Origin of the sequence: Tardiphaga sp. (genome assembly GCF_044336785.1) — a bacterium.
In the GTDB taxonomy this organism is placed as follows: Bacteria; Pseudomonadota; Alphaproteobacteria; order Rhizobiales; family Xanthobacteraceae; genus Tardiphaga.
Genome location: NZ_JBIIOT010000010.1, coordinates 1 through 21,804, shown reverse-complemented (window position 1 = coordinate 21,804; position 21,804 = coordinate 1). Strand labels below are relative to the sequence as shown.

Sequence of the window (21,804 nt, the reverse complement as noted above, 5' to 3'; positions counted from 1 at the left end):
GTCAGAGCTTGACGGAGCCTGACCTGCAATTTTCGCCCGCTAGCTGCGCGTCAATCGCGTGGAATAGCGAAACCGGTCCGCCGGATGCACGCTGAGCGACACCTCTGCCAGTTCGCTTGATGCAAACAGATACTGTCTCCGGATCGACAGGGCATGCGCGCCGACCTCGGTCTTGAGCGGCTCCGCCATCACCTTTGACACACCCACTGCAGAAATGTCCTGACGGATCTCCACGAAGCGCCGTCCCGAAATCTTCTCCACCAGCGTGCCGAAGATCTCGTGATGTCCGTCCATCTTCGCGCGGACCTCGTCGGCGAAGGCGCCGTCGATATAGACATCGGTCCAGCAGATGGGCGTCCGCGTGGTATCGCCGGGGATCATGCGCAGGCTTGAGATGCACAGCCAGCGCCGGCCAGGTTGGCAACCGAGCTGCCCCGCGAGATCGCGATCCGCCACGACGTCGGCAACGCGCTGCACGTGTCGCTCGGTCTCGGTGCCGAATTGCTGGACGGCCTCGATCGTGTTCAGCGCCTGGGTAAATCCGTTGCCCCCGCGCGTCGGCGCTGCGGCCTCCACGCGCGTACCGGCATTGCGCTTGCGGCTCACCAGCCCCGAGGCCTGAAGCTCCTGCATCGCCGCGCGTACGGTCGAGCGGCTGACGGCAAATTGCTCCGCCAATTCGAATTCCGTCGGCAGCACCGAGCCGACCGGGTGCCGGCCGTCCGCAATCGCCTCGGTCAGCGCCCGTGCCACCAGTGCGTATCGTTTTTCGACGGTTGCCACTTACGCCCCTGAGTCTCTTTTCCCGTCCATGCAAGCCCGATCCGCCGCCATGCCGTCAAGGAAGCAGGTTGACATAGGCTTTATGTTCGTACAATTTAATATGTACGAACATAAAAGCGGAGGAAACGCCTTGGGCAGCACGGTATTCGACTCGGTCTTGTTCCGGGACATGTTTGGCACCGCCGAGATGCGGGCCGTGTTCTCTGACGAAGCCCTGGTCGGGCGCTACATCGAGGCCGAGGTTGCGCTGGCCCGTGCCCAGGCCCGTCTCGGCGTCGTTCCCAAGGACGCTGCAAAGGCCATCGAAGCCGCCGGCAAGTCCATCACCATCGATTTCAACAAGCTCCGCCACGAGACCGAGATCGTCGGCTATCCTATTCTGCCGCTGGTGCATCAGCTCTCGGCCGCCGCAGGCGAGGCCGGCGGCTTCGTCCATTGGGGCGCCACCACCCAGGACATCATGGACACCGCCAATGTCCTGCAGATCCGCGCCGCGCTGGAGATCGTCGCCCGCGACCTTCGCGAGGTCCGCGACATCCTCAAAGCCATGGCCAAGAAGTATCGCGACACGCCGATGGCCGGGCGCACCCATCTGCAGCAGGCGCTGCCGGTAACCTTCGGCTACAAGGCGGCGGTCTGGCTGTCCTCCATCGATCGCCATATCGAGCGCGTGGAACAGGCGCTGCCACGCATCCTGCTGGGCGAATTCTCCGGCGCTGCCGGCACGCTGGCCTCGGTGGGCGAGGGCGGCCTCGAGATGCAAAAGCTGTTCTGCGAAGAACTCGGCCTGCATCAGCCGTCGATCACCTGGCATGTCGCGCGTGATGGCATTGCCGAAGCGGTGACGTTGCTTGGCCTGATTACCGGCACCCTCGGCAAGATCGCCACTGACGTGATGTTGTTGTCGTCGTCCGAATTCGGCGAAGTGGCCGAGCCTTTCGTGCCCGGTCGCGGCGCGTCGTCGACGATGCCGCAAAAGCGGAACGCGATTTCCAGCGAACTGATGCTCGCCGCGGCCAAGGCGGTGCGCCAGCACGTCGCCACCATGCTCGACGGCATGATCCATGACCTCGAACGCGCCACGGGGCCGTGGCACCTCGAATGGGTGTCTTTGCCGGAAAGTTTTCTGCTGACGGCGTCGTCGCTGGCCAACGCAAAATTCATGCTAGGCGGCCTCGTTGTCCACGAGCAACGCATGCTGGACAATCTCGATCTTACCCGCGGCCTCATCGTCGCCGAAGCGGTGATGATGGCGGCCGCGCCAAAGCTCGGCCGTCAGCATGCGCATGACGTCGTCTATGACGCCTGCCGCAAGGCGATCGAAGGCGGCGGCACGCTTGCCGATATTCTCGCCGAAGTGCCGGAGATTGTCGAAGCGCTCGGCGGCAAGGATGCGATCCGCAAACATTGCGATCCCGCCAACTATCTCGGCCTGTGCGGCCCGATGGTCGATCGCGTGCTGAGCCTGAGCAAATAACGGCGACTTCGGAGGATGGGTATCGCGACGCTCACCCCATCCTACCGTCCTTCGTAAGCAGAAAAACATGGGAGAGATTGCAATGACCAAGATGATTTTGAAAACCGCATGCGTACTCGCCGGGGCGTTGATCACCGCACCAGTATTGGCGCAGGAATTTCCCAGCCGCACCATCACCATGAACATGCCGTATTCCGCAGGAGGCCCCGGCGACACCATCGCGCGCCTTCTGGCGCAGGCCATGAGCGGCCCGCTGAAGCAGCAGGTCATCGTCGAGAACACCACCGGTGCCGGTGGCTCCATCGGCAGCGCCAAGGTCGCGGCGTCGCCGCCGGATGGTTACAATCTGCTGCTGATCCATATCAGCCATGCGACCAATCCCGCGCTGTATCCAAAGCTCAAATTCGATCCGATCAAGGACTATGAGCCGATCGGTCTCGCCGTCGATCTGCCATCGGTCTTCGTGGCGCGCAAAGACCTGCCGGCCAAGGATCTCGCCGAATTGATCGCTTGGATGAAGACCACCAAGGAGAAGGTCAACTATGCCCATGCCGGCATTGGCTCGGCCTCGCATCTCTGCGGCCTGTTGCTCAATGCGGCCACCGGCACGCAGCCAACCCAGATCGCCTATCGTGGCGCGGGACCGGCCATGAACGACATGATGAGCGGGCAGGTCGATGTGATGTGCGACCAGATCGTCAATGTGGTGGGCAATGTCGATGGCGGCACCATCAAGGGCTATGCCGTCACCAGCACCGAACGCGCGCCGGCGCTGCCGAAGCTGCCGACCACGGCTGAGGCGGGCCTGAAGGATTTCCAGTACACCGTCTGGTACGGGTTGTTCGCGCCGAAGGGCACGCCGAAGCCGGTGCTCGACAAGCTCAATGCCGCGCTGAACGTCGCGTTGAAGGACGAGACCGTGAAGACGCGCCTTGGTGCTCTTGGCGCGCAGCCCGTTGCGCCGGAGCGCGCCACGCCCGATGCGCTGGCCAAGCATCTCAAATCCGAGATCGACAAGTGGACGCCAATCATCAAGAACGCCGGTGTCGTCGGCGCACAGTGAGCGGGACGTGACAGAGACACGCATTGAGAAAGATTCCTTCGGCACCATCGCCGTGCCGAAGGACCGTTATTGGGGCGCGCAGACGCAGCGCGCCCTTGAGGTGTTCCAGGTCAGCGACGAGCGCTTTCCGGTCGCGCTGATCCGCGCCTTTGCCTTGCAGAAGATCGCGGCATTGCGTGCCAATCTGCAGCTCGGCGTCATCGCGCCAGAGATTGCGACGCCCATTGAGGCCGCCGCGCTCGAACTGCAACAGGGCCGTTTCGACGATCATTTCCCGTTGCCGATCTGGCAGACCGGCTCCGGCACCCAGACCAACATGAATGCCAACGAGGTGATCGCCAATCGCGCCAACGAGTTGCTAGGGCAGCCGCTCGGCAGCAAGTCGCTGGTCCATCCCAACGATCACGTTAATTGTTCGCAGTCGTCGAATGACAGTTTTCCGACCGTGATGCATGTGGCGACGGCGCTGCAGTTGCGTAGCGCGTTGCTGCCTGCGCTGAATCTGTTACGCGATGATCTCCGCATCAAGGCAGACGCCTTCGCCGCTGTCGTGAAAATCGGCCGCACGCATCTGATGGATGCCGTGCCGATGACCATGGGCCAGGCCTTCGATGCATTTGCGCGCCAGACCGCTCACGCCATCGATCGCATCGATGCGGTATTTCCGCGCCTCTTCATGCTGCCGCAAGGCGGCACGGCGGTCGGCTCCGGCCTCAATGCGCCCAAGGGCTTCGACAGCGCATTCTGCGACCACCTCAACGCGCTGACCGGCGAAGCCTTCGTCCCGAATCCCAGCAAGTTCGAAGGCATGGGAGCCCATGATGCGCTGGTGGAAGTCTCTGCAGCGCTGAACGGTCTCGCCGTGACCCTGTTGAAGATTGCCAACGATATCCGCTTCCTCGGCTCAGGCCCGCGCTGCGGTTTCGGCGAGCTCGTCATCCCGCATGACGGGCTGACCTCGTCGATCATGCCCGGCAAGCGCAATCCGACGATTGCCGAGATGCTGGCGCAGGTCTGCTTTCAGGTGATGGGCAATAATGCCGTCGTCACGGCTGCGAGTGCATCCGGCAACTTCGAACTCAATGTCGCCAAGCCGGTGATCATCTACAATGTGCTGCAATCGATCCGCATTCTTGCCGATGGCGTGAATGTCTTTGCATCACGTCTGGTTCGCGACCTCGACGTCGATCATCGCCAACTTGCCGCCAATGTGGCGAACGCGCCGCTGCTGGCGACAGCGCTCAACCCGGTGATCGGCTACGACAAGGTGGCGATGATCACGGCCAAGGCGCTGGATGAAGCGATGACACCACGCCAAGCCGCGATCGCGTTGGGTGTTCTGACTGGCGAAGAATACGATCGCCATGTCGATCCACGGCGAATGGCTGGTCTGTTGTAGCCTTCTCCTGCGATTACGCCAGCATCACTTCGCGGGTGCCGCCGGCTTGTTCGTGCTGTCCGCCTTGCCGGCGCCCTGGGCCGCTTCTTCATCGGCGACGCATTTGCTGTAATAGGCGCGCTGGTCTGCGCCCGATCCGGCCGCACTGCCAGCCGCGGGATTGCCCGGCACGCGCGGCGGAAACGCTTTCGACGTGGCGGCCTCGCATTTCCGCGCGACGTCGAGCGTGATGGCGCTGACGGTTGTTGGAGCGGAGGCAGCCGCAATGGCCAGCATCAGAAGGCCGAGCGTTCGTTTACGTCGTGAAAACTGCATGACATGTTCTCTTGTAGGATGGGTTGAGCGTCTTCGCGAAAACCCATCAGCGGAGCTTGCCGTATGGACGGAATGATGGGTTTTCGCTTCGCTCAACCCATCATACCAAAACTATCACCCACCTTGCCTCAACCGCGCAAGCACCTTCAGTCCGCCATAGCCATCCGCGGGCAGCAAACTCATCTTTGTCTGATAGTTGCGCACTGCCTGCATCGTGTCATTGCCCACGCGGCCATCGGTGCCGCCGGTGTCGAACCCCGCGCGTGTCAGTCGCGTCTGCAGCTCCTGTACCTCGGCAAGCGTCAGGATGCGCTCGGAGCCGGGGAAAGGCTGGATGAAAGGCGGCGCGCCCAGAATGCGATCGCCGAGATGGCAGATCGCCAACGCGTAGTTCATCGAGGGATTGTAGCTGCGCACGGCGTAAAAACCCTGTCCGAGCAGGAAGCTCGGGCCGCCCGCCACCGGCGTCCAGAGCTTTGCCGTTGCATTCGGCTGCGGAAACGCCTGGCCATCGGCGCGCGTCACGCCAGCAGCAGCCCAGGCGGCGTATGAGCGCTTCGCATCGGATTCCGTCGCGCCGTTGGCTCGCACCTCGTAGCCCCAGTGTTCGCCGCGCGGATATTTGCCGCGATTGACGAGGAAGCGCGCGCTGGAGCCGAGCGCATCGTCCGGCTTGCCGAAGGGCGAGACGCGGCCGTCCTTGTCGTAGTCTATGCCGACATTGAGCCAGACTTCGGGCATCCATTGCGTATGCCCCATGGCGCCGGCCCAGGAGCCACGCATTTCCTCCGGCGTACCCCAGCCGTTCTGCACCACCCGCAGCGCGTTGATGAGTTCGGTCTCCCAATAGGCACGGCGGCGCGGCTCGTTCCACGCCAGCGCCGAGAGCTGCGGGAAGACCGGCCGCATGTGATTGGTCTGCACCAGCGGATCGCCATAGGCGGACTCCACACCCCACAGCGCCAGCAGCGTGCCGCGTTCGACGCCGAAGTCGCGCTCGATGCGATCGAACAATCCGCTGTTCTTGCGCAGCGCGTCCTTGCCCGCGGTGATGCGCCAGTCGGAGGCGCGGCGGTTCACATATTGCCAGACCTGTTCGTGAAACTCCGGCTGCTTCTTCATTTTCTGGAATACGGACATGTCCGGCTCCAGGCGCCCCATCACGCGGTCATAGGTGGCGCTGGAGATGCCCTTGGCTGCCGCCTTGGAGCGGAAGCCATCGCGCCACTGGTCGAAGCCAGCGGGCGCGGCAAGGGCTCCTGCAGGCATGGCCAGCAGCGCACTGGTACTGAGCGCGGATTGCAGAAGGGTGCGGCGGGAGATGCGGGAATCGATCTGGGCCATAGGCTCAGTCTAGCGCGGGATGGCGGGCGGCGGCAGGGCGAAGCTGTCGCAGCGGAACAGGACGCAGGCAGAGCAAACAAAAGCCCCGGAAGCGTCGAGCTTCCGGGGCTTGATGTTCGTTCATCCGCCGAAGGATCAATCCTTGGCGCGCTCGACGTAGGAACCGTCTTCGGTCAGCACCACGATGCGGGTGCCGGTGCCGACATGCGGCGGGACTGCCGAGCGGACGCCGTTGGACAGGATTGCCGGCTTGTAGGACGAGGATGCGGTCTGGCCCTTGGTCACCGGCTCGGTTTCGACGACTTCGAGGGTGACGCGCTGCGGCAGCACGATGGCGACGGGCACCATGTCGTGCAGCGACAGCTTCACGACCATGTTTTCCTGCAGATAGGGCGCGGCGGTGCCGATGACATCCGGCGGAACCTGGACCTGGTCGTAGTTTTCCTGGTTCATGAAGTGGAAGCCGTCGCCATCCTGATAAAGGAACGAGAAATTCTGGTCCTCGATGGTCGCTTTTTCCACTTGGTCGGTGGTCTTGTAGCGCTCCGAGATCTTCACGCCGTCGCTGATTCGGCGCATTTCGATCTGCGAGACCGGGGTGCCCTTGCCGGGATGGATGTTCTCGGCGGACAGAACGACGTAGAGCTTGCCTTCTTGCTCAATGACGTTGCCCTTGCGAATAGAACTGGCGATGACTCTCACAGCGAATTTTCCTGAATTTGTCGGCCGAGGCCGGATGGGGCACGATTGCCGCGCGGCCTGCGAAGCGATTTCAGCCGGCAACATACTGATTTGCGGTCGGAATGCCAGCGCCTTGCAACCGAAAAAGGCAGTGCTTTGACCCCCGGAACCGACCCGATTTCACCTTGGTGGAGCCCAAACCGGCACCAGGATCGCCGCGGTTTCCTGCAGGCGCGGGGCCGGATCACACGCGCCGTGCGCGCCTGGTTCGAGGCCAAGGGGTTTACCGAGGTCGAAACCGGAGCACTGGTGGTGTCGCCGGGCAACGAGACCCATCTGCACGCGCCGCGGGCGGATTTGACCGATCATGACGGTGCAAAGCGCGAGCGGTATCTGCGCACATCGCCGGAATTTGCCTGCAAGAAGCTGCTGGCAGCAGGTGAAACGCGGATTTTCGAGCTGGCGCGGGTGTTCAGGGACCGCGAGCGCGGCGATCGGCATCTGCCGGAATTCACCATGCTGGAATGGTACCGGGCCAATGAGGACTATGACGCTGTCATCCGCGACACCGTCGCGATCATCCAGCTTGCCGCCGAGACGGCGGGGACACGCGAATTCGGCTTCCGCGGCCACAAAGCTGACGCAAGTTTGCCGCCGGAATTCCTCACGGTTTTTGACGCTTTTGAGCGCTTCGCGGGCGTGAATCTTGCGGCAACAGTGTGGCAGAGCAGCGGTGATCGCGATGCGCTGGCGGGGGCCGCCAAGGGCTGTGTCCGAGTCGCCGAGGACGACAGCTGGTCGGATATCTTCAGCAAGATTCTGGTCGAGCATGTCGAGCCGCATCTCGGGCAGGGGCGGCTGACCGTGCTATATGAATATCCGTCACCGGAAGCGGCGCTGGCGCGGACCAAGGCAGCTGATCCCCGTGTCGCCGAACGCTTCGAGGTCTATGCCTGTGGTGTCGAACTCGCGAATGGATTTGGCGAACTGACGGATGCCGACGAGCAGCGCCGTCGCTTCGTTGAATCCATGGACGAGAAGGAGCGTCGCTATGGCGAACGCTATCCGATCGACGAGGAATTTCTCGCCGCCGTCGCGGCCATGCCACCGGCATCGGGGGTGGCGCTTGGCTTCGATCGGCTGGTGATGCTGGCGGCGGGAGCGACAAGGATCGATCAGGTCGTGTGGACACCGCCGGCATGAACAGGATCGTGCAAATCCCGACCACGCTGCGGCAGGCGAGCGAACTTGTCGCCGAAGGGCTGGCACCCGAACAGGCGCTCGCCGAGCTCGAGCGCGTGGCTGCGCGCTACGCTGTGGCAGTCACGCCGGCCGTGGCTGAACTCATCGACAGCAGTGATCCCGACGATCCGATTGCGCGGCAATATATTCCCGATGTGCGCGAACTCGATGCGCAGTCCAATGAGCGCGACGATCCGATCGGCGATCACGCCCATGCGCCGGTCGATGGCATCGTGCATCGCTATCCCGATCGCGTGCTGTTCAAGCTGGTGCATGTCTGTGCGGTCTATTGCCGGTTCTGTTTCCGCCGCGAGATGGTGGGGCCGGGCAAGGAGACGGCGCTGTCGCGCGAGGCCTATGCGACAGCGCTGGACTACATCCGCATGCATGATGACATCTGGGAGGTGATCCTCACCGGCGGTGATCCCCTGATGTTGTCGCCGCGGCGCCTTGCGGAGATCATGAATGATCTCGCCGCCATCGATCATGTGAAGATCATTCGCCTGCATACGCGCGTGCCGGTCGCCGATCCCGCGCGCGTGAGTGACGACCTGGTCGCGGCGCTACGTGTGAAGGGGGCCTCGACCTGGGTCGCGCTGCACGCCAATCATCCGCGCGAGTTTACGGACGCGGCGCAGGCTGCGTGCGCACGCATGATCGATGCGGGCATTCCCATGGTCAGCCAGTCGGTGCTGCTGCGCGGCGTCAATGATGATGCGAAGACCCTGACGGCTCTGATGCGCGGCTTCGTCGAGAACCGCATCAAACCCTATTATCTGCATCACGGCGATCTCGCGCCAGGGACTGCGCATCTGCGCACCACCATTGCGGAGGGACAGGCGCTGATGCGCGCGCTGCGCGGCCATGTGTCGGGACTTTGCCAGCCTGACTATGTGCTCGATATTCCCGGCGGTTACGGCAAGGCGCCAATCGGGCCAGACTATTTGTCGCAAGATGTCGTGACGAATGTGGATGCGGCCGGTGCCACGTCATCGGAATCAAGCTATCGTGTGCTGGACTACTGCGGCGACGTGCATATTTATCCACCGAAAGCGTGATCATCCGCTTCCACGCGGTCGGTGTCGGAGACAGCAAATGAAAACATTGTTCGTGATGACGGCGAGCCTGTTCGTGCTCGGACATTCTTTGGCGCTGGCGCAGGATTCGCAGCGCAATCTGCCGCCGAAGAATTTGCGGTCGCAGCCGACGACGCAATCCGGCTCTGCCGGCAATGTGCCGGCAGCTCCTGTCGGCCATCGTCAGCCGCGCCCCGGCGATCTGCCGCCGGAGACCGGCAAGGACGATCCGAGCCGGATCGATGCGCAGGATCGCGAGCTCGATCGCATGATCAAGAATATCTGCAAGGGCTGCTGAGCCATCTACTCAAGCCCTCATCCTGAGGAGCCCGCGAAGCGGGCGTCTCGAAGGATGGTGCCAAGCCAGCTCATGGTTCGAGGCGGCGCTACGCGCCTCCTCACCATGAGGGGCGTAGTGGCTGGCGTAGATCTCACGCCTTCTTGCGGGCCGCCAGCGCCATGCCGATCAGTGACGAGCCGCCGATCAGCAGGTTGATGCCGACCAGCACGCCGATCGCCCAGGCGGCCGAGCCCGGCAGGCCGGAGATGATGAAGAACGCGATCGCGATATCCATCAGGCCGGAAAAGGCCATCCAGCCCCAGCGCTCCGACAATTCCTTGCGGTGCTGAAGCGCATACATGATGGTGGCGACGCCTTCGGCGAGGAAGTAGATCCCCACCACCACTGTCAGTGTCAGCGTGCTCTCGGCCGGCCGCGTCAACAGGATGATGCCGGCGGCGATGCCGAGCACGGCCGAAATCAGCGACCAGATGAAGCCCGGTGCCTGGCGCGCCCAGAAGGTCATCAGCAGAGCGGCGATGCCGGCGATGAAGAACATCCAGCCGAGCAACACGGTGACGGCGACGCTGGCGATCGGCGGCACGATCATCGCGGCAAGGCCCAGGATCACCAGCACGATGCCTTCGATCAGGAAGGCCCTCCAGTGATTGCGAACGGTCTCGCTCATCTTCGATTGCAGGTCGGCGAAATCGGGGGGCATGGTCATGGGGTATTCCTGATCTAAGCGGCTCGGGCCGCGCGCGACGACGACTATAGCTGCAACACAGCTGCGAAGTGAAAGCTTCGCGAGTTTGGTCAGTATTTCGATAATTTATTGGACGTTATTGCTGAACCGGCATGGCAGGCGCCACCGTGCGCATGCGGTTGCGGCCGAGGAAATAGGCCGCACTTGTCAGTACGAGCAATACGACGCCGATCAGGATCGAGGTGACACCCAGCGGCACCAGCACCATGGTCACCGTGCGCTCGGGATTGCTGTACCAATGCCGCAGCGACGAGATCAGGAAGGCGGTGCCGGCAAAGCCTGCGGCGCCACCGGCGAAGGTCAGTGCCCACATGCTGCGCAGCTGTGCCAGGCGTTCGCGCGACACATCCGTATGCGGCGCATGATGCGCACCGATCCGGCGCACCAGACGTGCAGCCAGCGCGATGGTGCCGAAGCCGAACAGCATGCCGGCGCCTTCCAGCGCGCGACGGCCGAGGCCGACGATTTCCGGATGCTGCTGGAGGGTCAAGAGCGGCAGGTCGTAACAGGCATGCAGCGTGATCGGCGCCAGCACGATCAGCAGCGGCGTGCGGATGAAGGCGAGACTGTCGCGCCGATGTGCGCCCAGCGCGCGGCCGGAGCGGGCGATGGCGATATAGGCGCCGGCGATGACGCCAAGCGCGCCATGGAACGGCACGGTGAGGACGCTGCGCAGCACGGCCAGCGTGCGCCACATCTCGGGATAGCTGAGCAGATAGACGAGGTTCTCATAGGCGGCGAAGCCGAGACCGGCAGCGGCGCCATAGACGACGGTGTCCATGGGATCGGCGGTGCGGGCGCGCTGGGTCGACACCGCGAGGATGACGAGGATTTTCACGATCTCCTCGGGGGCCGCGATGCCGAATATGGCGTGCAGCACCATCGCCCAGGTCGGATCGTCGGTCAGGCCGGGAATGGCGGCAAACAGCGCGCGCGCAAAACCGAGTAACGAGATGCTGGCGGCGCCGAGCAGAAACGACATCCAGACCAGACCTGGCGGCCCCGGTCGCTCATCGGCAGCAATGACCAGCCACAGCACCAGCAGCGCGGGTGCCACAGCGGCGATGCCGATCACGGTGGGAAGCGATTCGAGGGCGTCCATGCTGGATTAAGTATAGGGCGCGGGTGCGGTGGGGAAGGGTTGTGCCGTCGCACCTCGCGGTTGTCGTGCCCGGCTCGACCGGGCAGCCCGGTCAAACCAGAGCCGACAGGAGAGCACACTGGAACCAAATGCCGCCCGGCCGATTTGACCTGAAAACACTGCCACGACGGGGACCCGACCATGGCCGATGACGCACCCACCCCACCCTTCATCTATGAAGGCGTTGCCCTCGTACCCGAGGAGAAATCAACCTTGTCCGAAGTGGTCGATACCGTGAAAGACGCGGCGCATCGCGTCAGCGATACATTCGAGGCCGGCAAGAAGCCCGGCATGCCGCTCAGCATCCTGGCCAATGTCGCCCGCGAGGCGCCGCTGGGGTCGCTGCTGGTGGCCTTCCTGCTCGGCGTCGCGGTGGCGCGGCGGCGCTAGGCTTGCTGAATTGAGATCACCACCGTCCTCCCGGTGAGGAGCGCGCCAATTGGCGCGCGTCGCGAACCATGCGTGTATCGCTCATCCTTCGAGACGCCGCGCAAGCGCGCGGCTCCTCAGGATGAGGGAGAGTTAGTGGAGAGGGCGCGTCCTCTCAAATGAAAATGTGTCGTTGATCAGCGGATAGCCGGACACGCTCTCCGGAGGTTCGATTCCCTAGGGAGCGCCACCCGTGAGAAATCAGCGACTCCGCCTGCGCTGCTGCACTGCAGCCGCCTTGGTCCGGTTGCGGTTGTTCACCGTGGCGCGCGACCGCGAGCGACGGGGCGCTTCACGGGCGGCGGGCTTGTCGTCGCCAGCCGTCGTGCTCGCGAAGGACTGGCGCAGATTGTCCAGCGTCGTGGTGAGGGTGCCGACCTGCTCGGTCAGTTTGCGGGTGTCGTTCTGTTGCGCCGTGAGCAGGCGCTGCATGGTCTGCAGCTGATCCTGGACCACTTGCAACTGGTCGATGGATTGCTGCTGCGTCGCCTCGATGCCCTTGGTCTTTTCGATGATCTGTTCAGAGGCCTGCGCGACGCGGGCTTGCTGCAGGCGCGATGCGGTCAGGCGCTCCGGCTCCGGCGTGTTGCCGCTATAGGCCCGCCAGGCAAAGATGCTGCCGATGCCGACAATCACGAGCACCAGTGCGACGGCCGTGATCAAGATCGGTTGCTGGCCGATCTCCTGCAACGGCGATCTGCCCCGACGCAGCGATGCGCGCGGGAGAGCTTCGTCATCGATGGGCGGCAATGCCGTGTTCTGCAAATGGCTCGTCGTCATCTCGACCATGGAGCTCAAAGTCCTGTGGCAGGCGATCGTTCCAGCCGGGCCAGGGAATCCCGCCGCGTGTATGAGTCCGCAGGCTCGCGGGGAAGTTCAACCAAATTAAGACGAAGTGTGGCGGCGTCGACCGCTGTGGCCAGATGGGTAGGGGGAGGCGTTTTTGAATGCGGACAAGGCACTGAAATAAAAGAAAAATATAGGTTCGCCACCGTCGGCCGCGACATTGTCCTCGATTGGAAAATCCTGGGCCATCGCTGCGAGCGTCCGGGATTAGCCAGCTTGGTCCGACATGGCACCGTTACAATGTGCCCTTCGACAATCCTCGGTGTGACCCAGACCAGACGGCCGCGGCGGTGCCTCGGTTTGGATGGCCCGCGTCTAGCACCTGTGTCGGCTGAGGCCGGTATGAAGTTCGGTCGCGTGATCCTGATCGGCTTTGCTCTGTTGTTGTCCTCCGAACTCGCTGTTGCGCAATCGCCGATCGAGGCACCGCCGGCCACGCAATAACCAGAGAATGTCGGCATGCCGGTGCTGCTGGATATCCCGGCACAGTCGCTTGAACATGCGCTGAAGGCATTTACAGACGCCACCCATGTCGTTCTGTTCTATGAAGGCAGCGTGATCATGGGACGCCTCACATTTCCGCTGCGCGGCGAATTTCCAGCGGACCTCGCTTTGCGGCAGATGTTGCAGGGAATGGGACTGTCGAGCACGCCGTTCGAGCGTGGCACGATGACCATGCTGAGTCGCGCGAAAGCCGGCGTGACGGACTTCTCGCAATATCTGGCTCAGGTTCAAAGAAGTCTGGATCTGGCATTCTGCCATGCACCGGTGGCCGCAAACGATCCGGACGAGATGCTCGCCCGGGTTTGGCTGGCCCCTTCGGGCGAGGTTTGACGGGCAGACCTGTTGTCGATGAGGCGCCTCGGCCTTTGCCGCGGTCGAGCCGGTCATTGTATTGGTATTGACCTCCGGACACGCTCTGCGAAAGGGCGGTGTGCCCGTCAATCCCGCATCTCTACGCTGAAGTTGCGATCGATTGCGATGAAGCTGGAAGTGGCTTCTCAAGCGGGTATTTGCCGCATTTTCCGGACGATTTGGCCCGTCGCTCTTTGCGGCATATGCGAGGGTTAATCAGTAAACGGAACGGCGTTGTCGGCCACGTTAGCGTTCATACCGGAAGCGCAAATGCGCGATTGTCGGAGAACGTGGATGTTGAAGCTCTCGCATGTATCGGCGGCCGTACTCGCATGTAGCTCTTTGATGGTGGATTCGTTCGCCACGATCGACAAGGCACAGGCCGAAATATCCGACAATGTCATCAGGATCGGCGTGATGACCGACCTCAGCGGCGTCTATTCGGATGCCGACGGGCGTGGCAGCGTCGAAGCCGTGAAGCTCGCCGTTGAAGACATGGGCGGGATCATCAACGGGAAGCGCGTCGAGGTCGTCATCGCCGACCATTTGAACAAGGCGGATGTCGCTGTCTCGAAGGCGCGGGAATGGTTCGATAGGGATGGGGTCGATGTCATCCTCGGCGGCGGGGCCTCGAGCGCTGCTTTGCCGATGGCGCAGGCGGCCGCCGAGCGCAAGAAGGTCTTCTTCGCCGTCGGCGTTTCGAGCGCGCGCTTCACCAACGAGGAGTGCACGCCATTCACCATTCACTACGCGTACGATACGGTCGCCCTGGGGCGCTCGGTCGGGGCCGGGGTGACCAAGGCAGGTGGCAAGACGTGGTACACGATCCTGGTCGATTACGCCTTCGGCCAGCAACTCGCCGCGGACACGAAGACGGCAATCCTCGCGAATGGTGGCAAGGTTCTGGGAGAGGCGCGCCATCCCATGAACAATCCGGATTTCTCGCCGCTCATCTTGCAGGCGCAATCGTCCGGAGCGCAGGTCTTTGGCATCGCCAATAGCGGGCATGATGCGATCAACACGCTGAAAGCGGTTCGCGAATTCGGTCTCAACAAAACAATGAAGCTGGCCGGCCCGCTGCTGTCCATCGCCGAAGTCGACGTGCTGGGTCTCGATCTCACCCAGGGTTTGAACATCGCCAGCAATTTTTACTGGGACGAGAATGATGCCACGCGGGCGTGGTCCAAGCGCTACTTCGCCGTGATGAAGAAGAATGCGACCATGGCCCAGGCCGGAAACTACTCCGCCGCGCTCACCTATATGAAAGCGGTGCGGGACATCGATTCCGACGCATCGGATGCAGTGATGAAGCAGCTCAAGACCGCTCGGATCAGCGATATGTTCGCGGCCGACGGCTACATCCGTGCCGATGGCCGCATGATTGCGGATATGGGCGTGTGGGAAGCGAAGGCGCCATCGGAATCAAAATATTCCTGGGACTACCTGAAGAAGGTCGGCTCCATTCCGGGAGAGCAGGCCTACACGCAAAAGTCTGAAACAAAATGCGCGTTGTGGAAATAGATCGAGAGTCGAAGCAGGGAATACAAGCATGATTACGAAGTTGAACCCCGCCACCACCTATTCGTCGCCGAGCTTCTCCCAGGGCATGCTCGTTCAGGGAAATGCCCAGACGCTCTACATGTCCGGCCAGTGCGGCATCGCAAAGGACGGCACCATTCCGGAGCAGTTCGCCCCCCAGTTCGCGCTCGCGATGGACAATGTTCTTGCGGTTCTGAAGGAGGGCGGAATGGGCCCGGCGGATATCGTCAAGATGACGTTCTATCTCACCAATGCCGAAGACCTGGCTGCGATGCGCGAGATTCGCGATCAGAAGCTGGAGGGCCATCTGGTTGCGATGACCGTACTGATCATCTCGAAGCTGGTGTTGCCGCAGCTCTCCGTCGAAATCGAGTGCACGGCCGTCAAGGCGCTCTGAACGCGGACCGGTAACTCGCGCCCCAGAAGAGGAAGTCATGAGCGCATCTGAAATCGTGCTGGAGGCGAAACAGCTCAGTCGAAAGTTCATGGACTTCGTTGCCGTGGATAACGTGAATCTGAAAGTTCGTCGGGGACACATCCACGCATTGATCGGACCGAACGGCGCGGGAAAGACGACGTGCTTCAACTTGCTGACACGCTTTCTCCCGCCGTCGGCCGGTCAGATCTTCTACAATGGAAACGATGTCACCAAGCAGTCGCCCGCGCGGCTGTCCCGTCAGGGAATGGTCAGGTCGTTTCAGATCTCGGCGACATTCGGCAGCCTGACCGTCATGCAGAATGTCGTGGTCGGGCTGCAGCGTCTCGGCGGCGGCACATTTGCCTTCTGGCAGCCGGCCTCGCGTCTCGACCATCATCGTGCGCGGGCCGAGCAATTGCTGCAGGAAGTGGGGTTGCTGAAATTTGCGGATCAGGTCGCGGGCAGTCTTCCATATGGTAGGCGGCGGGCGCTCGAAATCGCGACGACGCTCGCGATGGAGCCTGAACTGCTGCTGCTGGACGAGCCGACCCAGGGTATGGGCCATGAAGATGTCGCCGAGATTACCGATCTCATCAAGACAGTGGCGCAGGGACGCACGGTCCTGCTGGTCGAGCACAATATGAAGGTCGTGTCGCGCATCTGCGATCGGATTTCAGTGCTTCAGCGCGGTGCGATCATCGCTGAGGGCACGTTCGCCGAAGTGTCGGCCGATCAACGCGTGGCCGAGGCCTATATCGGCTCCACTGTTCCCGAACGCGTGTTGCCGGAGCACTAATGTCCTGTCTGTTGAAACTATCCGGCCTCAATGCCTGGTACGGCGAATCTCACATCCTGCGTGATGTGAATCTGACCGTGCATGAAGGCGAGACGGTCACACTGATTGGACGCAACGGCTCGGGGCGAACCACGACGCTGAAGTCGATCCTCGGCTTGGAGGTTGCACGCAAGGGCTCGGTGGTGATCGATGGAGTCGAATGCGTCGCGGGCCGCACTTATCGCATCGCGCGACGCGGCATCGGCTATTGCCCGGAAGAGCGCGGAATGTTCGCGTCTTTGTCCGCGGAGGAGAACCTTCTCCTGCCGCCGGTCATCTCCGATCGTCAGGCGATGACTGTCGAAGAGATCTACGAACTATTTCCAAATCTTTACGAACGGCGCGCGAGCCCGGCGTCCCGGCTGTCCGGAGGTGAGCAGCAGATGCTGGCCATCGCCCGCATCCTGCGCACCGGCGCCAAGCTACTTCTGCTCGACGAGATTTCGGAAGGACTGGCGCCTGTCATCGTCAAGCGATTGGGCGATATCGTTCAGATCCTGCAGAAGAAAGGCTACTCATTCGTGTTGGTCGAACAGAACTTTCGCTTCGTCGCTCCGCTCACGGATCGCTTCTATCTCATGGAATATGGACAGGTCGTCGATGTCTTTGATAGCGCCGACTTGCCCGCCAAGATGGATGACCTCAGCCTGCGTCTCGGCGTCTGAAGGAAGCACATGTCTCTGTTCAACCTACCGTTATCCGTCATCTTGAGCCAGCTGATGCTGGGCGTCGTCAACGGCGCCTTCTATGCGGTTCTATCGCTCGGTCTTGCGATCATTTTCGGCCTCCTGCACGTCATGAATTTCGCCCATGGCGCGTTCTACATGCTGGGCGCATTTTCTGCCTGGATGGGGCTCAATTATTTCGGCTTCGACTACTGGTGGATGCTCATCGTCGGTCCTGTCGGCGTTGCGGTGATCGGCATGGCTCTCGAATGGTTCGCGTTGCGGCGGCTCTACAGCATCGATCCGCTCTACGGCATGCTTCTGACATTTGGCTTTGCGCTGTTTCTCGAAGGCATGATGCGCGCTTTCTACGGCGTGTCCGGAAAGACCTTTTCAGCGCCATCCGCACTCGAGGGTGTCGTCGATCTCGGCTTCATGTTCATGCCGCGCTATCGGTTGTGGGTGTTGTGCGTATCGCTCGGTGTCTGTATCGGCACTTGGTTGCTGATCGAGAAGACGCGGCTCGGGTCATATCTGCGTGCCGCCACAGAGAATCCGAGGCTGGTCGAGGCGTTCGGGATCAATGTCCCGATCATGGTCACGCTCACTTACGGCTTCGGCGTCTTCCTGGCTGCATTTGCCGGCGTTCTCTCCGCGCCGATCGTCCAGCTCTCACCACTGATGGGCATGAATCTGATTATCGTCGTTTTCGCGGTGGTCGTGATCGCGGGCATGGGATCCATTGGGGGCGCGATCGTGACGGGCCTCGCGCTCGGTGTCGTGGAAGGGCTGACACGGATCATCTATCCCGAAGCAGTGACCACCGTCGTATTTCTGGTCATGGGCCTCATCCTGCTGGTGCGTCCGGCGGGGCTGTTCGGCACGCAGCGATGAGGACGCAAACAATGCATTCGACACTAAAATATTCCGCGGGCCTGCTCGCGCTCATCATTGCGCCGGCCGTGATCTACCCTGGCTTGCTGATGAAATTTCTGTGCTTCGCGCTCTTTGCGTGCGCCTACAACATCCTCGCTGGCTATACGCGCCTGATGTCATTCGGTCATGCTGCGATGTTCGGGGGCGCGGCTTATCTCAGCGGCTATTGCGTCATGCGCTACGGCGTCGGCCTCGAGATGGTACTGCTGATCGGGCTGTTGTCCGGTGCCTTGATCGGCCTTGTCATGGGCGCGCTCGCTATTCGGCGCGACGGCGTCTACTTCACGATGGTGACACTGGCGCTCGCGCAGCTCATGTATTTTGTCTGGCTGCAAGCGCCGTTCACCGGCGGCGAGGATGGCCTGCAGGGCATCCCGCGCCCTAAACTGGGCGGCGTGATCCCGATCTCGACGACGCTTGAAATGTACTATCTCGTCCTCGCATTGTTTGCGCTATCCTTCGTTGCGATCAACCGGCTGATCAACTCTCCCTTCGCGAATGTCTTGAAAGCTATCAAGGACAACGAGCCGCGAGCGATCTCGCTGGGCTACGAGGTCAATCGGTACAAGCTTCTTGCATTCGTGCTGTCGTCCGCCTTCAGCGGCCTGGCGGGGGCGATGAAAAGCACGCTGGTTCTCGGACTGGCGACGCTACCGGACATGCACTGGACCATGTCGGGCGTCGTGGTGCTGATGTGCCTGGTCGGCGGGATCGGAACCGCGCTGGGGCCGGTGGTCGGCGCGGCCGTGATCGTGTTGCTGGAGAACCGTCTGGGCGATATGGGGGCCGCCATCGCGGCGTGGACGGGCATCGATCAGCTCAAGGTCCTGGCGGAATCGACCGGAACCGCCATGGGGATCATCTTTATGATCATGGTGCTGATGTTTCGGCGGGGGATCGTCGGTGAGCTTGCCGTGCGCCTGAATGTCAGGCGCTCAATGGCTCCCGAGGCCAAGCCGGTTGCACCGGTCGCTGGAGAAGCCCGATGACGGAAAACGGGTCTGTCACCGTCGATGTGGTTCGGATTTCCGACGAGTCGGCGATCGTCAAGACGATCGAACTTGCGTTGCCTGATCGGTCCACGCTGCATCCAGTCGCGGCCGGCGCGCATATCGACCTGTATCTGCCGGGAGGTCTGGTCCGCAGCTATTCGCTGATCAACGAGTCGGAAACGGGGCGCTACGTGGTGGCTGTCGCCCGTGCCGACGAGAGCCGTGGGGCGTCCCGCTATATCCATGACGTTCTGAAAGTAGGGGACCGGCTTCAGGTCGGCATACCGCGCAATCATTTCGAGCTGATCGAGACCGCGGAGGCGTCGCTGCTGTTTGCGGGGGGCATCGGCATCACGCCGATTTACGCGATGATCAAGCGTCTCGTGAAGCTGGGAAAACCCTGGCATCTCGTCTATGGCGCCCGCTCGCGCGCCAACGCAGCCTTCGTTGCGCCCATTGTTGCGCTTGCGGCGACATCGGGTGGGCGCGTCGATCTCTTGTTCGATGACGAGCCGCGCGACGCGGGAGCTGGCATTTTCGGGCCGGTCTCGAGCATGGCGGCTGGGACACATGTGTATTGCTGCGGCCCTGCGGGAATGCTCGGCGCATTTCGCGAGGCCTGCGCGCATCTGCCCGAAGCCCACGTCCATTTTGAGTATTTTGCACCGCCTGCATCGTCCGACGACAGTCCGATCGGTGGCTTCACAGTCAGGCTGGTCCAAAGCGCGCTGGAGATCGAAGTGCCGGTCGGCGTGACGATCCTGCAGGCGCTTCAGGACGCGGGCATCCCGGCCGATTTCGTCTGCGGCGAAGGAACCTGCGGATCGTGCGAGGTCGCCGTTCTGGAAGGCGTGCCGGACAACCGGGATCATGTGTTGACCGCAGCGGAAAGAGAGGCAGGAGCCACGATCATGATCTGCTGCTCCGGCAGCAAGACGAAAGTCCTGGGCCTCGATCTCTAGCATCGTCCGGCGCGCCATATTCGAGCGTTAAGTAGTCGACCGACGAAATCGACCGCATGCGTAAAATCCTGAAAGGAATGGAAATCCGAAGCAGTGAGTGGACGATGGTTGGAATTTGGCATGACGTGGGTTCAGCGGACAGCCTGACGGATGAGCTGAGCCTTCGCGTGGCGGGCAAAGAAAATGTTCTGGTCGGCCGCATCGATGGTGAATTGCGTGCCTGTGTCGCCAAGTGTCCGCATGCCGGCGTCGCGATGGAGCGCCCTGATATCGAAGGCTCGATCGTGACGTGCCCGTTACATGGCTGGCGTTTCGATCTCAACTGCAATGGCCGGGAAATCCACGGATACCGTCCACTCGCAACACGAGATGTGAAGATCGAAAATGGCACAATTTTTGTCATGGTTTGACGTTCCCCGCCGGATCGCAAGGAGCTGAGCGTGATCGAGAAATTTCCAGCATCGTTTATCTACGAACCGCCGCGCATCTTGGGCAAGGTCCTCGCGCCTGACGAGTTCAGCTATCTGACGGAATTGCCGCGTGGCCTGCCGTCGAGTTCAGTCGTTCTCCATGTATCGTGCCAGACTCTGACCGTGTCGCACATTCCCGTGCTGGCGCAGAAGATTTTGCAGGCGCTGGATATCGATTTCACCACCATTGGCGGCCCGGAAAACTGTTGCGGCTCGTTCCAGTGGCACATGGGCGAGAACGACTACGAAAAGCAGATCGCCACGCTGTCCATGAGCAATTTCCGCAAGGTCAAGCCGGTGACGGTCATATCGACGTGCCCGGATTGCGACGCGAGCTTTGCCCGGCACAAATCGGCTCAGCACACTTTCAATCATACCAACATCCTGGAAATCTTCGGAGCCAATATCGAGAAGCTGAAGCCATTGCTCAAGCATCGCGTGGAGCGACGGGTGACGCTGCACTATCATCCCGAAGGTGAAGCACGCCAAAGGGACGGCATGAATATGAAGGCGCTTCTGGCGGCCGTGCCGGGTCTGGAGATTCTAGACGCGCCGCGATCAGTCGGTCTGGGCGGGCATTGTGTCGTGCAATTGGGAACGGTGCAGCCCGATGTCACCCAGGCGATGTTCCTGGAGGCCAAGTCGCTGGGGGCGACCGACATCATCGTGCCATATCACGGATGCTATCGGCAGAATTGCAAGCATCAGCTGACCTATGATGTCGAGGTCCAGCACTATCTCGGGATTCTTGCCCAGTCGATGGGCCTCGAATATGACGAGCCGTTCAAGACTTTGCGCATGCTGGATGACCTCGACAAGGCGATGGATCATTTGCGGCCAAGGATCGAAGAGCTCAACTTCAATGAGCAGGAAGTGCGGACTTACGTAAAGGCGTCGGTCTACGTCTAGCGCGGGCCACGATCACCTTCGTGGCTTGATCAAGTCCTGTGAGTCATGCGCCGCGGAGGGCAGGAGCCGAAGACGGGATGGAGATATTCTGCTTCGGCTCGAAGCCTGTCATCCGGCAGCGTCGCGATTTGGCAGTCTTTTTGTGATGTGTGGCGCAAAAGCGCTTCAGCATATCCATGTCGTAAATGCCGATCTCGTGCCGGCGCCGCCAGATGAGACCATTGGCCTCGAAGGTTGAGAGCATCAATGTGACCCAGGTGCGTGTGACCCCGACCATGGTCGCGAGGTCGTCCTGATTCAGTCCGCGCACGACGATTGGATTGCCCTCGATATCTCCGAGATCGTATGGTTCGGCCACCCGATACATGAACTTGCAAAGCC

The 21,804-nt window shown here is 61.7% G+C and carries 25 protein-coding genes; 17 read left to right on the top strand and 8 right to left on the bottom strand.

All coding sequences use genetic code 11. The features are described from left to right. Positions 1 to 39: 39 nt before the first annotated feature. The gene (locus ACIQ2A_RS04985; RefSeq protein ID WP_398476407.1) at positions 40 to 783 is read right to left on the bottom strand and encodes a GntR family transcriptional regulator; all 744 of its coding nucleotides are present in this window, start codon (positions 781 to 783) and stop codon (positions 40 to 42) included. A 169-nt stretch (positions 784 to 952) separates the two neighbouring features. Between ACIQ2A_RS04985 and ACIQ2A_RS04980 the strand changes: the two genes are divergently transcribed. The 3 genes from ACIQ2A_RS04980 to ACIQ2A_RS04970 all read left to right on the top strand — a co-directional run bounded on the left by ACIQ2A_RS04980 (position 953) and on the right by ACIQ2A_RS04970 (position 4,722). Beyond that, positions 953 to 2,260, top strand: a complete 1,308-nt coding sequence (locus ACIQ2A_RS04980; protein ID WP_398476525.1) for an adenylosuccinate lyase family protein — start codon at positions 953 to 955, stop codon at positions 2,258 to 2,260. A gap of 82 nt (positions 2,261 to 2,342) precedes the next feature. Continuing rightward, on the top strand, positions 2,343 to 3,323 hold the full coding sequence (locus ACIQ2A_RS04975; protein ID WP_398476405.1) for a tripartite tricarboxylate transporter substrate-binding protein: 981 nt from the start codon (positions 2,343 to 2,345) through the stop codon (positions 3,321 to 3,323). Between the two features lie 7 nt (positions 3,324 to 3,330). Further along, a complete protein-coding gene (locus ACIQ2A_RS04970; RefSeq protein ID WP_398476403.1) occupies positions 3,331 to 4,722 on the top strand; it encodes a class II fumarate hydratase in 1,392 nt (463 codons plus the stop codon). 24 nt (positions 4,723 to 4,746) lie between these two features. On the opposite strand, the gene ACIQ2A_RS04965 is transcribed toward ACIQ2A_RS04970, so the two are convergent. The 3 genes from ACIQ2A_RS04965 to efp all read right to left on the bottom strand — a co-directional run bounded on the left by ACIQ2A_RS04965 (position 4,747) and on the right by efp (position 7,083). Beyond that, positions 4,747 to 5,037, bottom strand: coding sequence for a hypothetical protein (locus tag ACIQ2A_RS04965; RefSeq protein WP_398476401.1), 291 nt, complete (start codon positions 5,035 to 5,037; stop codon positions 4,747 to 4,749). Between the two features lie 114 nt (positions 5,038 to 5,151). Next, positions 5,152 to 6,381 carry a lytic murein transglycosylase gene (locus ACIQ2A_RS04960; RefSeq protein ID WP_398476399.1) on the bottom strand — a complete coding sequence of 410 codons (1,230 nt, stop codon included), beginning with the start codon at positions 6,379 to 6,381 and terminating at the stop codon, positions 5,152 to 5,154. Positions 6,382 to 6,516: 135 nt separating this feature from the next. Further along, complete coding sequence (efp, locus tag ACIQ2A_RS04955; RefSeq protein ID WP_398476397.1) at positions 6,517 to 7,083, bottom strand: elongation factor P; 567 nt, start codon at positions 7,081 to 7,083, stop codon at positions 6,517 to 6,519. 135 nt (positions 7,084 to 7,218) lie between these two features. Here efp and epmA point away from each other — a divergent pair, with 135 nt between their 5' ends. From epmA to ACIQ2A_RS04940, 3 genes are read left to right on the top strand one after another with little or no spacing between them, the layout of a single operon-like run. Continuing rightward, on the top strand, positions 7,219 to 8,265 hold the full coding sequence (gene epmA / locus ACIQ2A_RS04950; RefSeq protein WP_398476395.1) for an EF-P lysine aminoacylase EpmA: 1,047 nt from the start codon (positions 7,219 to 7,221) through the stop codon (positions 8,263 to 8,265). After that, entirely contained in the window at positions 8,262 to 9,362 is a 1,101-nt protein-coding gene (locus ACIQ2A_RS04945; RefSeq protein ID WP_398476393.1) for a lysine-2,3-aminomutase-like protein, read from the top strand. Before epmA ends, ACIQ2A_RS04945 begins: the two co-directional genes overlap by 4 nt. Positions 9,363 to 9,399: 37 nt before the next feature. After that, positions 9,400 to 9,678, top strand: coding sequence for a hypothetical protein (locus ACIQ2A_RS04940; protein ID WP_398476391.1), 279 nt, complete (start codon positions 9,400 to 9,402; stop codon positions 9,676 to 9,678). A 133-nt stretch (positions 9,679 to 9,811) separates the two neighbouring features. Here ACIQ2A_RS04940 and ACIQ2A_RS04935 read toward each other — a convergent pair whose 3' ends face one another. Then, a complete protein-coding gene (locus tag ACIQ2A_RS04935; protein WP_398476389.1) occupies positions 9,812 to 10,387 on the bottom strand; it encodes an HdeD family acid-resistance protein in 576 nt (191 codons plus the stop codon). A 115-nt stretch (positions 10,388 to 10,502) separates the two neighbouring features. Further along, positions 10,503 to 11,528, bottom strand: coding sequence for a PrsW family glutamic-type intramembrane protease (locus tag ACIQ2A_RS04930; protein WP_398476387.1), 1,026 nt, complete (start codon positions 11,526 to 11,528; stop codon positions 10,503 to 10,505). Positions 11,529 to 11,708: 180 nt separating this feature from the next. On the opposite strand from ACIQ2A_RS04930, the gene ACIQ2A_RS04925 reads away from it, so the two are divergent. Next, the gene (locus ACIQ2A_RS04925) at positions 11,709 to 11,957 is read left to right on the top strand and encodes a hypothetical protein (protein WP_211907960.1); all 249 of its coding nucleotides are present in this window, start codon (positions 11,709 to 11,711) and stop codon (positions 11,955 to 11,957) included. 240 nt (positions 11,958 to 12,197) lie between these two features. Here the strand turns inward: ACIQ2A_RS04925 and ACIQ2A_RS04920 are convergent, their stop codons facing one another. Continuing rightward, complete coding sequence (locus ACIQ2A_RS04920) at positions 12,198 to 12,776, bottom strand: hypothetical protein (protein WP_398476523.1); 579 nt, start codon at positions 12,774 to 12,776, stop codon at positions 12,198 to 12,200. A gap of 525 nt (positions 12,777 to 13,301) precedes the next feature. Here ACIQ2A_RS04920 and ACIQ2A_RS04915 point away from each other — a divergent pair. From ACIQ2A_RS04915 to ACIQ2A_RS04870, 10 genes are all read left to right on the top strand, one after another. Continuing rightward, on the top strand, positions 13,302 to 13,676 hold the full coding sequence (locus tag ACIQ2A_RS04915) for a hypothetical protein (protein ID WP_398476384.1): 375 nt from the start codon (positions 13,302 to 13,304) through the stop codon (positions 13,674 to 13,676). Positions 13,677 to 13,991: 315 nt separating this feature from the next. Further along, positions 13,992 to 15,218, top strand: coding sequence for an ABC transporter substrate-binding protein (locus tag ACIQ2A_RS04910; RefSeq protein ID WP_398476382.1), 1,227 nt, complete (start codon positions 13,992 to 13,994; stop codon positions 15,216 to 15,218). A 28-nt stretch (positions 15,219 to 15,246) separates the two neighbouring features. Further along, a complete protein-coding gene (locus ACIQ2A_RS04905) occupies positions 15,247 to 15,633 on the top strand; it encodes a RidA family protein (protein WP_398476380.1) in 387 nt (128 codons plus the stop codon). A 37-nt stretch (positions 15,634 to 15,670) separates the two neighbouring features. After that, positions 15,671 to 16,450: an ABC transporter ATP-binding protein gene (locus tag ACIQ2A_RS04900; protein WP_398476378.1), complete on the top strand. Its 780-nt coding sequence runs from the start codon at positions 15,671 to 15,673 to the stop codon at positions 16,448 to 16,450. Beyond that, the gene (locus ACIQ2A_RS04895) at positions 16,450 to 17,154 is read left to right on the top strand and encodes an ABC transporter ATP-binding protein (protein ID WP_398476376.1); all 705 of its coding nucleotides are present in this window, start codon (positions 16,450 to 16,452) and stop codon (positions 17,152 to 17,154) included. Before ACIQ2A_RS04900 ends, ACIQ2A_RS04895 begins: the two co-directional genes overlap by 1 nt. Positions 17,155 to 17,163: 9 nt before the next feature. Further along, positions 17,164 to 18,048: a branched-chain amino acid ABC transporter permease gene (locus ACIQ2A_RS04890; protein ID WP_398476374.1), complete on the top strand. Its 885-nt coding sequence runs from the start codon at positions 17,164 to 17,166 to the stop codon at positions 18,046 to 18,048. After that, the gene (locus ACIQ2A_RS04885; protein ID WP_398476372.1) at positions 18,045 to 19,079 is read left to right on the top strand and encodes a branched-chain amino acid ABC transporter permease; all 1,035 of its coding nucleotides are present in this window, start codon (positions 18,045 to 18,047) and stop codon (positions 19,077 to 19,079) included. Before ACIQ2A_RS04890 ends, ACIQ2A_RS04885 begins: the two co-directional genes overlap by 4 nt. Continuing rightward, positions 19,076 to 20,044, top strand: a complete 969-nt coding sequence (locus ACIQ2A_RS04880; RefSeq protein ID WP_398476370.1) for a PDR/VanB family oxidoreductase — start codon at positions 19,076 to 19,078, stop codon at positions 20,042 to 20,044. Before ACIQ2A_RS04885 ends, ACIQ2A_RS04880 begins: the two co-directional genes overlap by 4 nt. 56 nt (positions 20,045 to 20,100) lie before the next feature. Further along, the gene (locus ACIQ2A_RS04875; RefSeq protein WP_398476368.1) at positions 20,101 to 20,454 is read left to right on the top strand and encodes a Rieske (2Fe-2S) protein; all 354 of its coding nucleotides are present in this window, start codon (positions 20,101 to 20,103) and stop codon (positions 20,452 to 20,454) included. Positions 20,455 to 20,484: 30 nt separating this feature from the next. Beyond that, positions 20,485 to 21,423: a heterodisulfide reductase-related iron-sulfur binding cluster gene (locus ACIQ2A_RS04870; protein WP_398476366.1), complete on the top strand. Its 939-nt coding sequence runs from the start codon at positions 20,485 to 20,487 to the stop codon at positions 21,421 to 21,423. Between the two features lie 43 nt (positions 21,424 to 21,466). On the opposite strand, the gene ACIQ2A_RS04865 is transcribed toward ACIQ2A_RS04870, so the two are convergent. Beyond that, a partial coding sequence (locus ACIQ2A_RS04865) for a helix-turn-helix domain-containing protein (RefSeq protein ID WP_398476364.1) occupies positions 21,467 to 21,804 on the bottom strand: 338 nt, incomplete at its 5' end.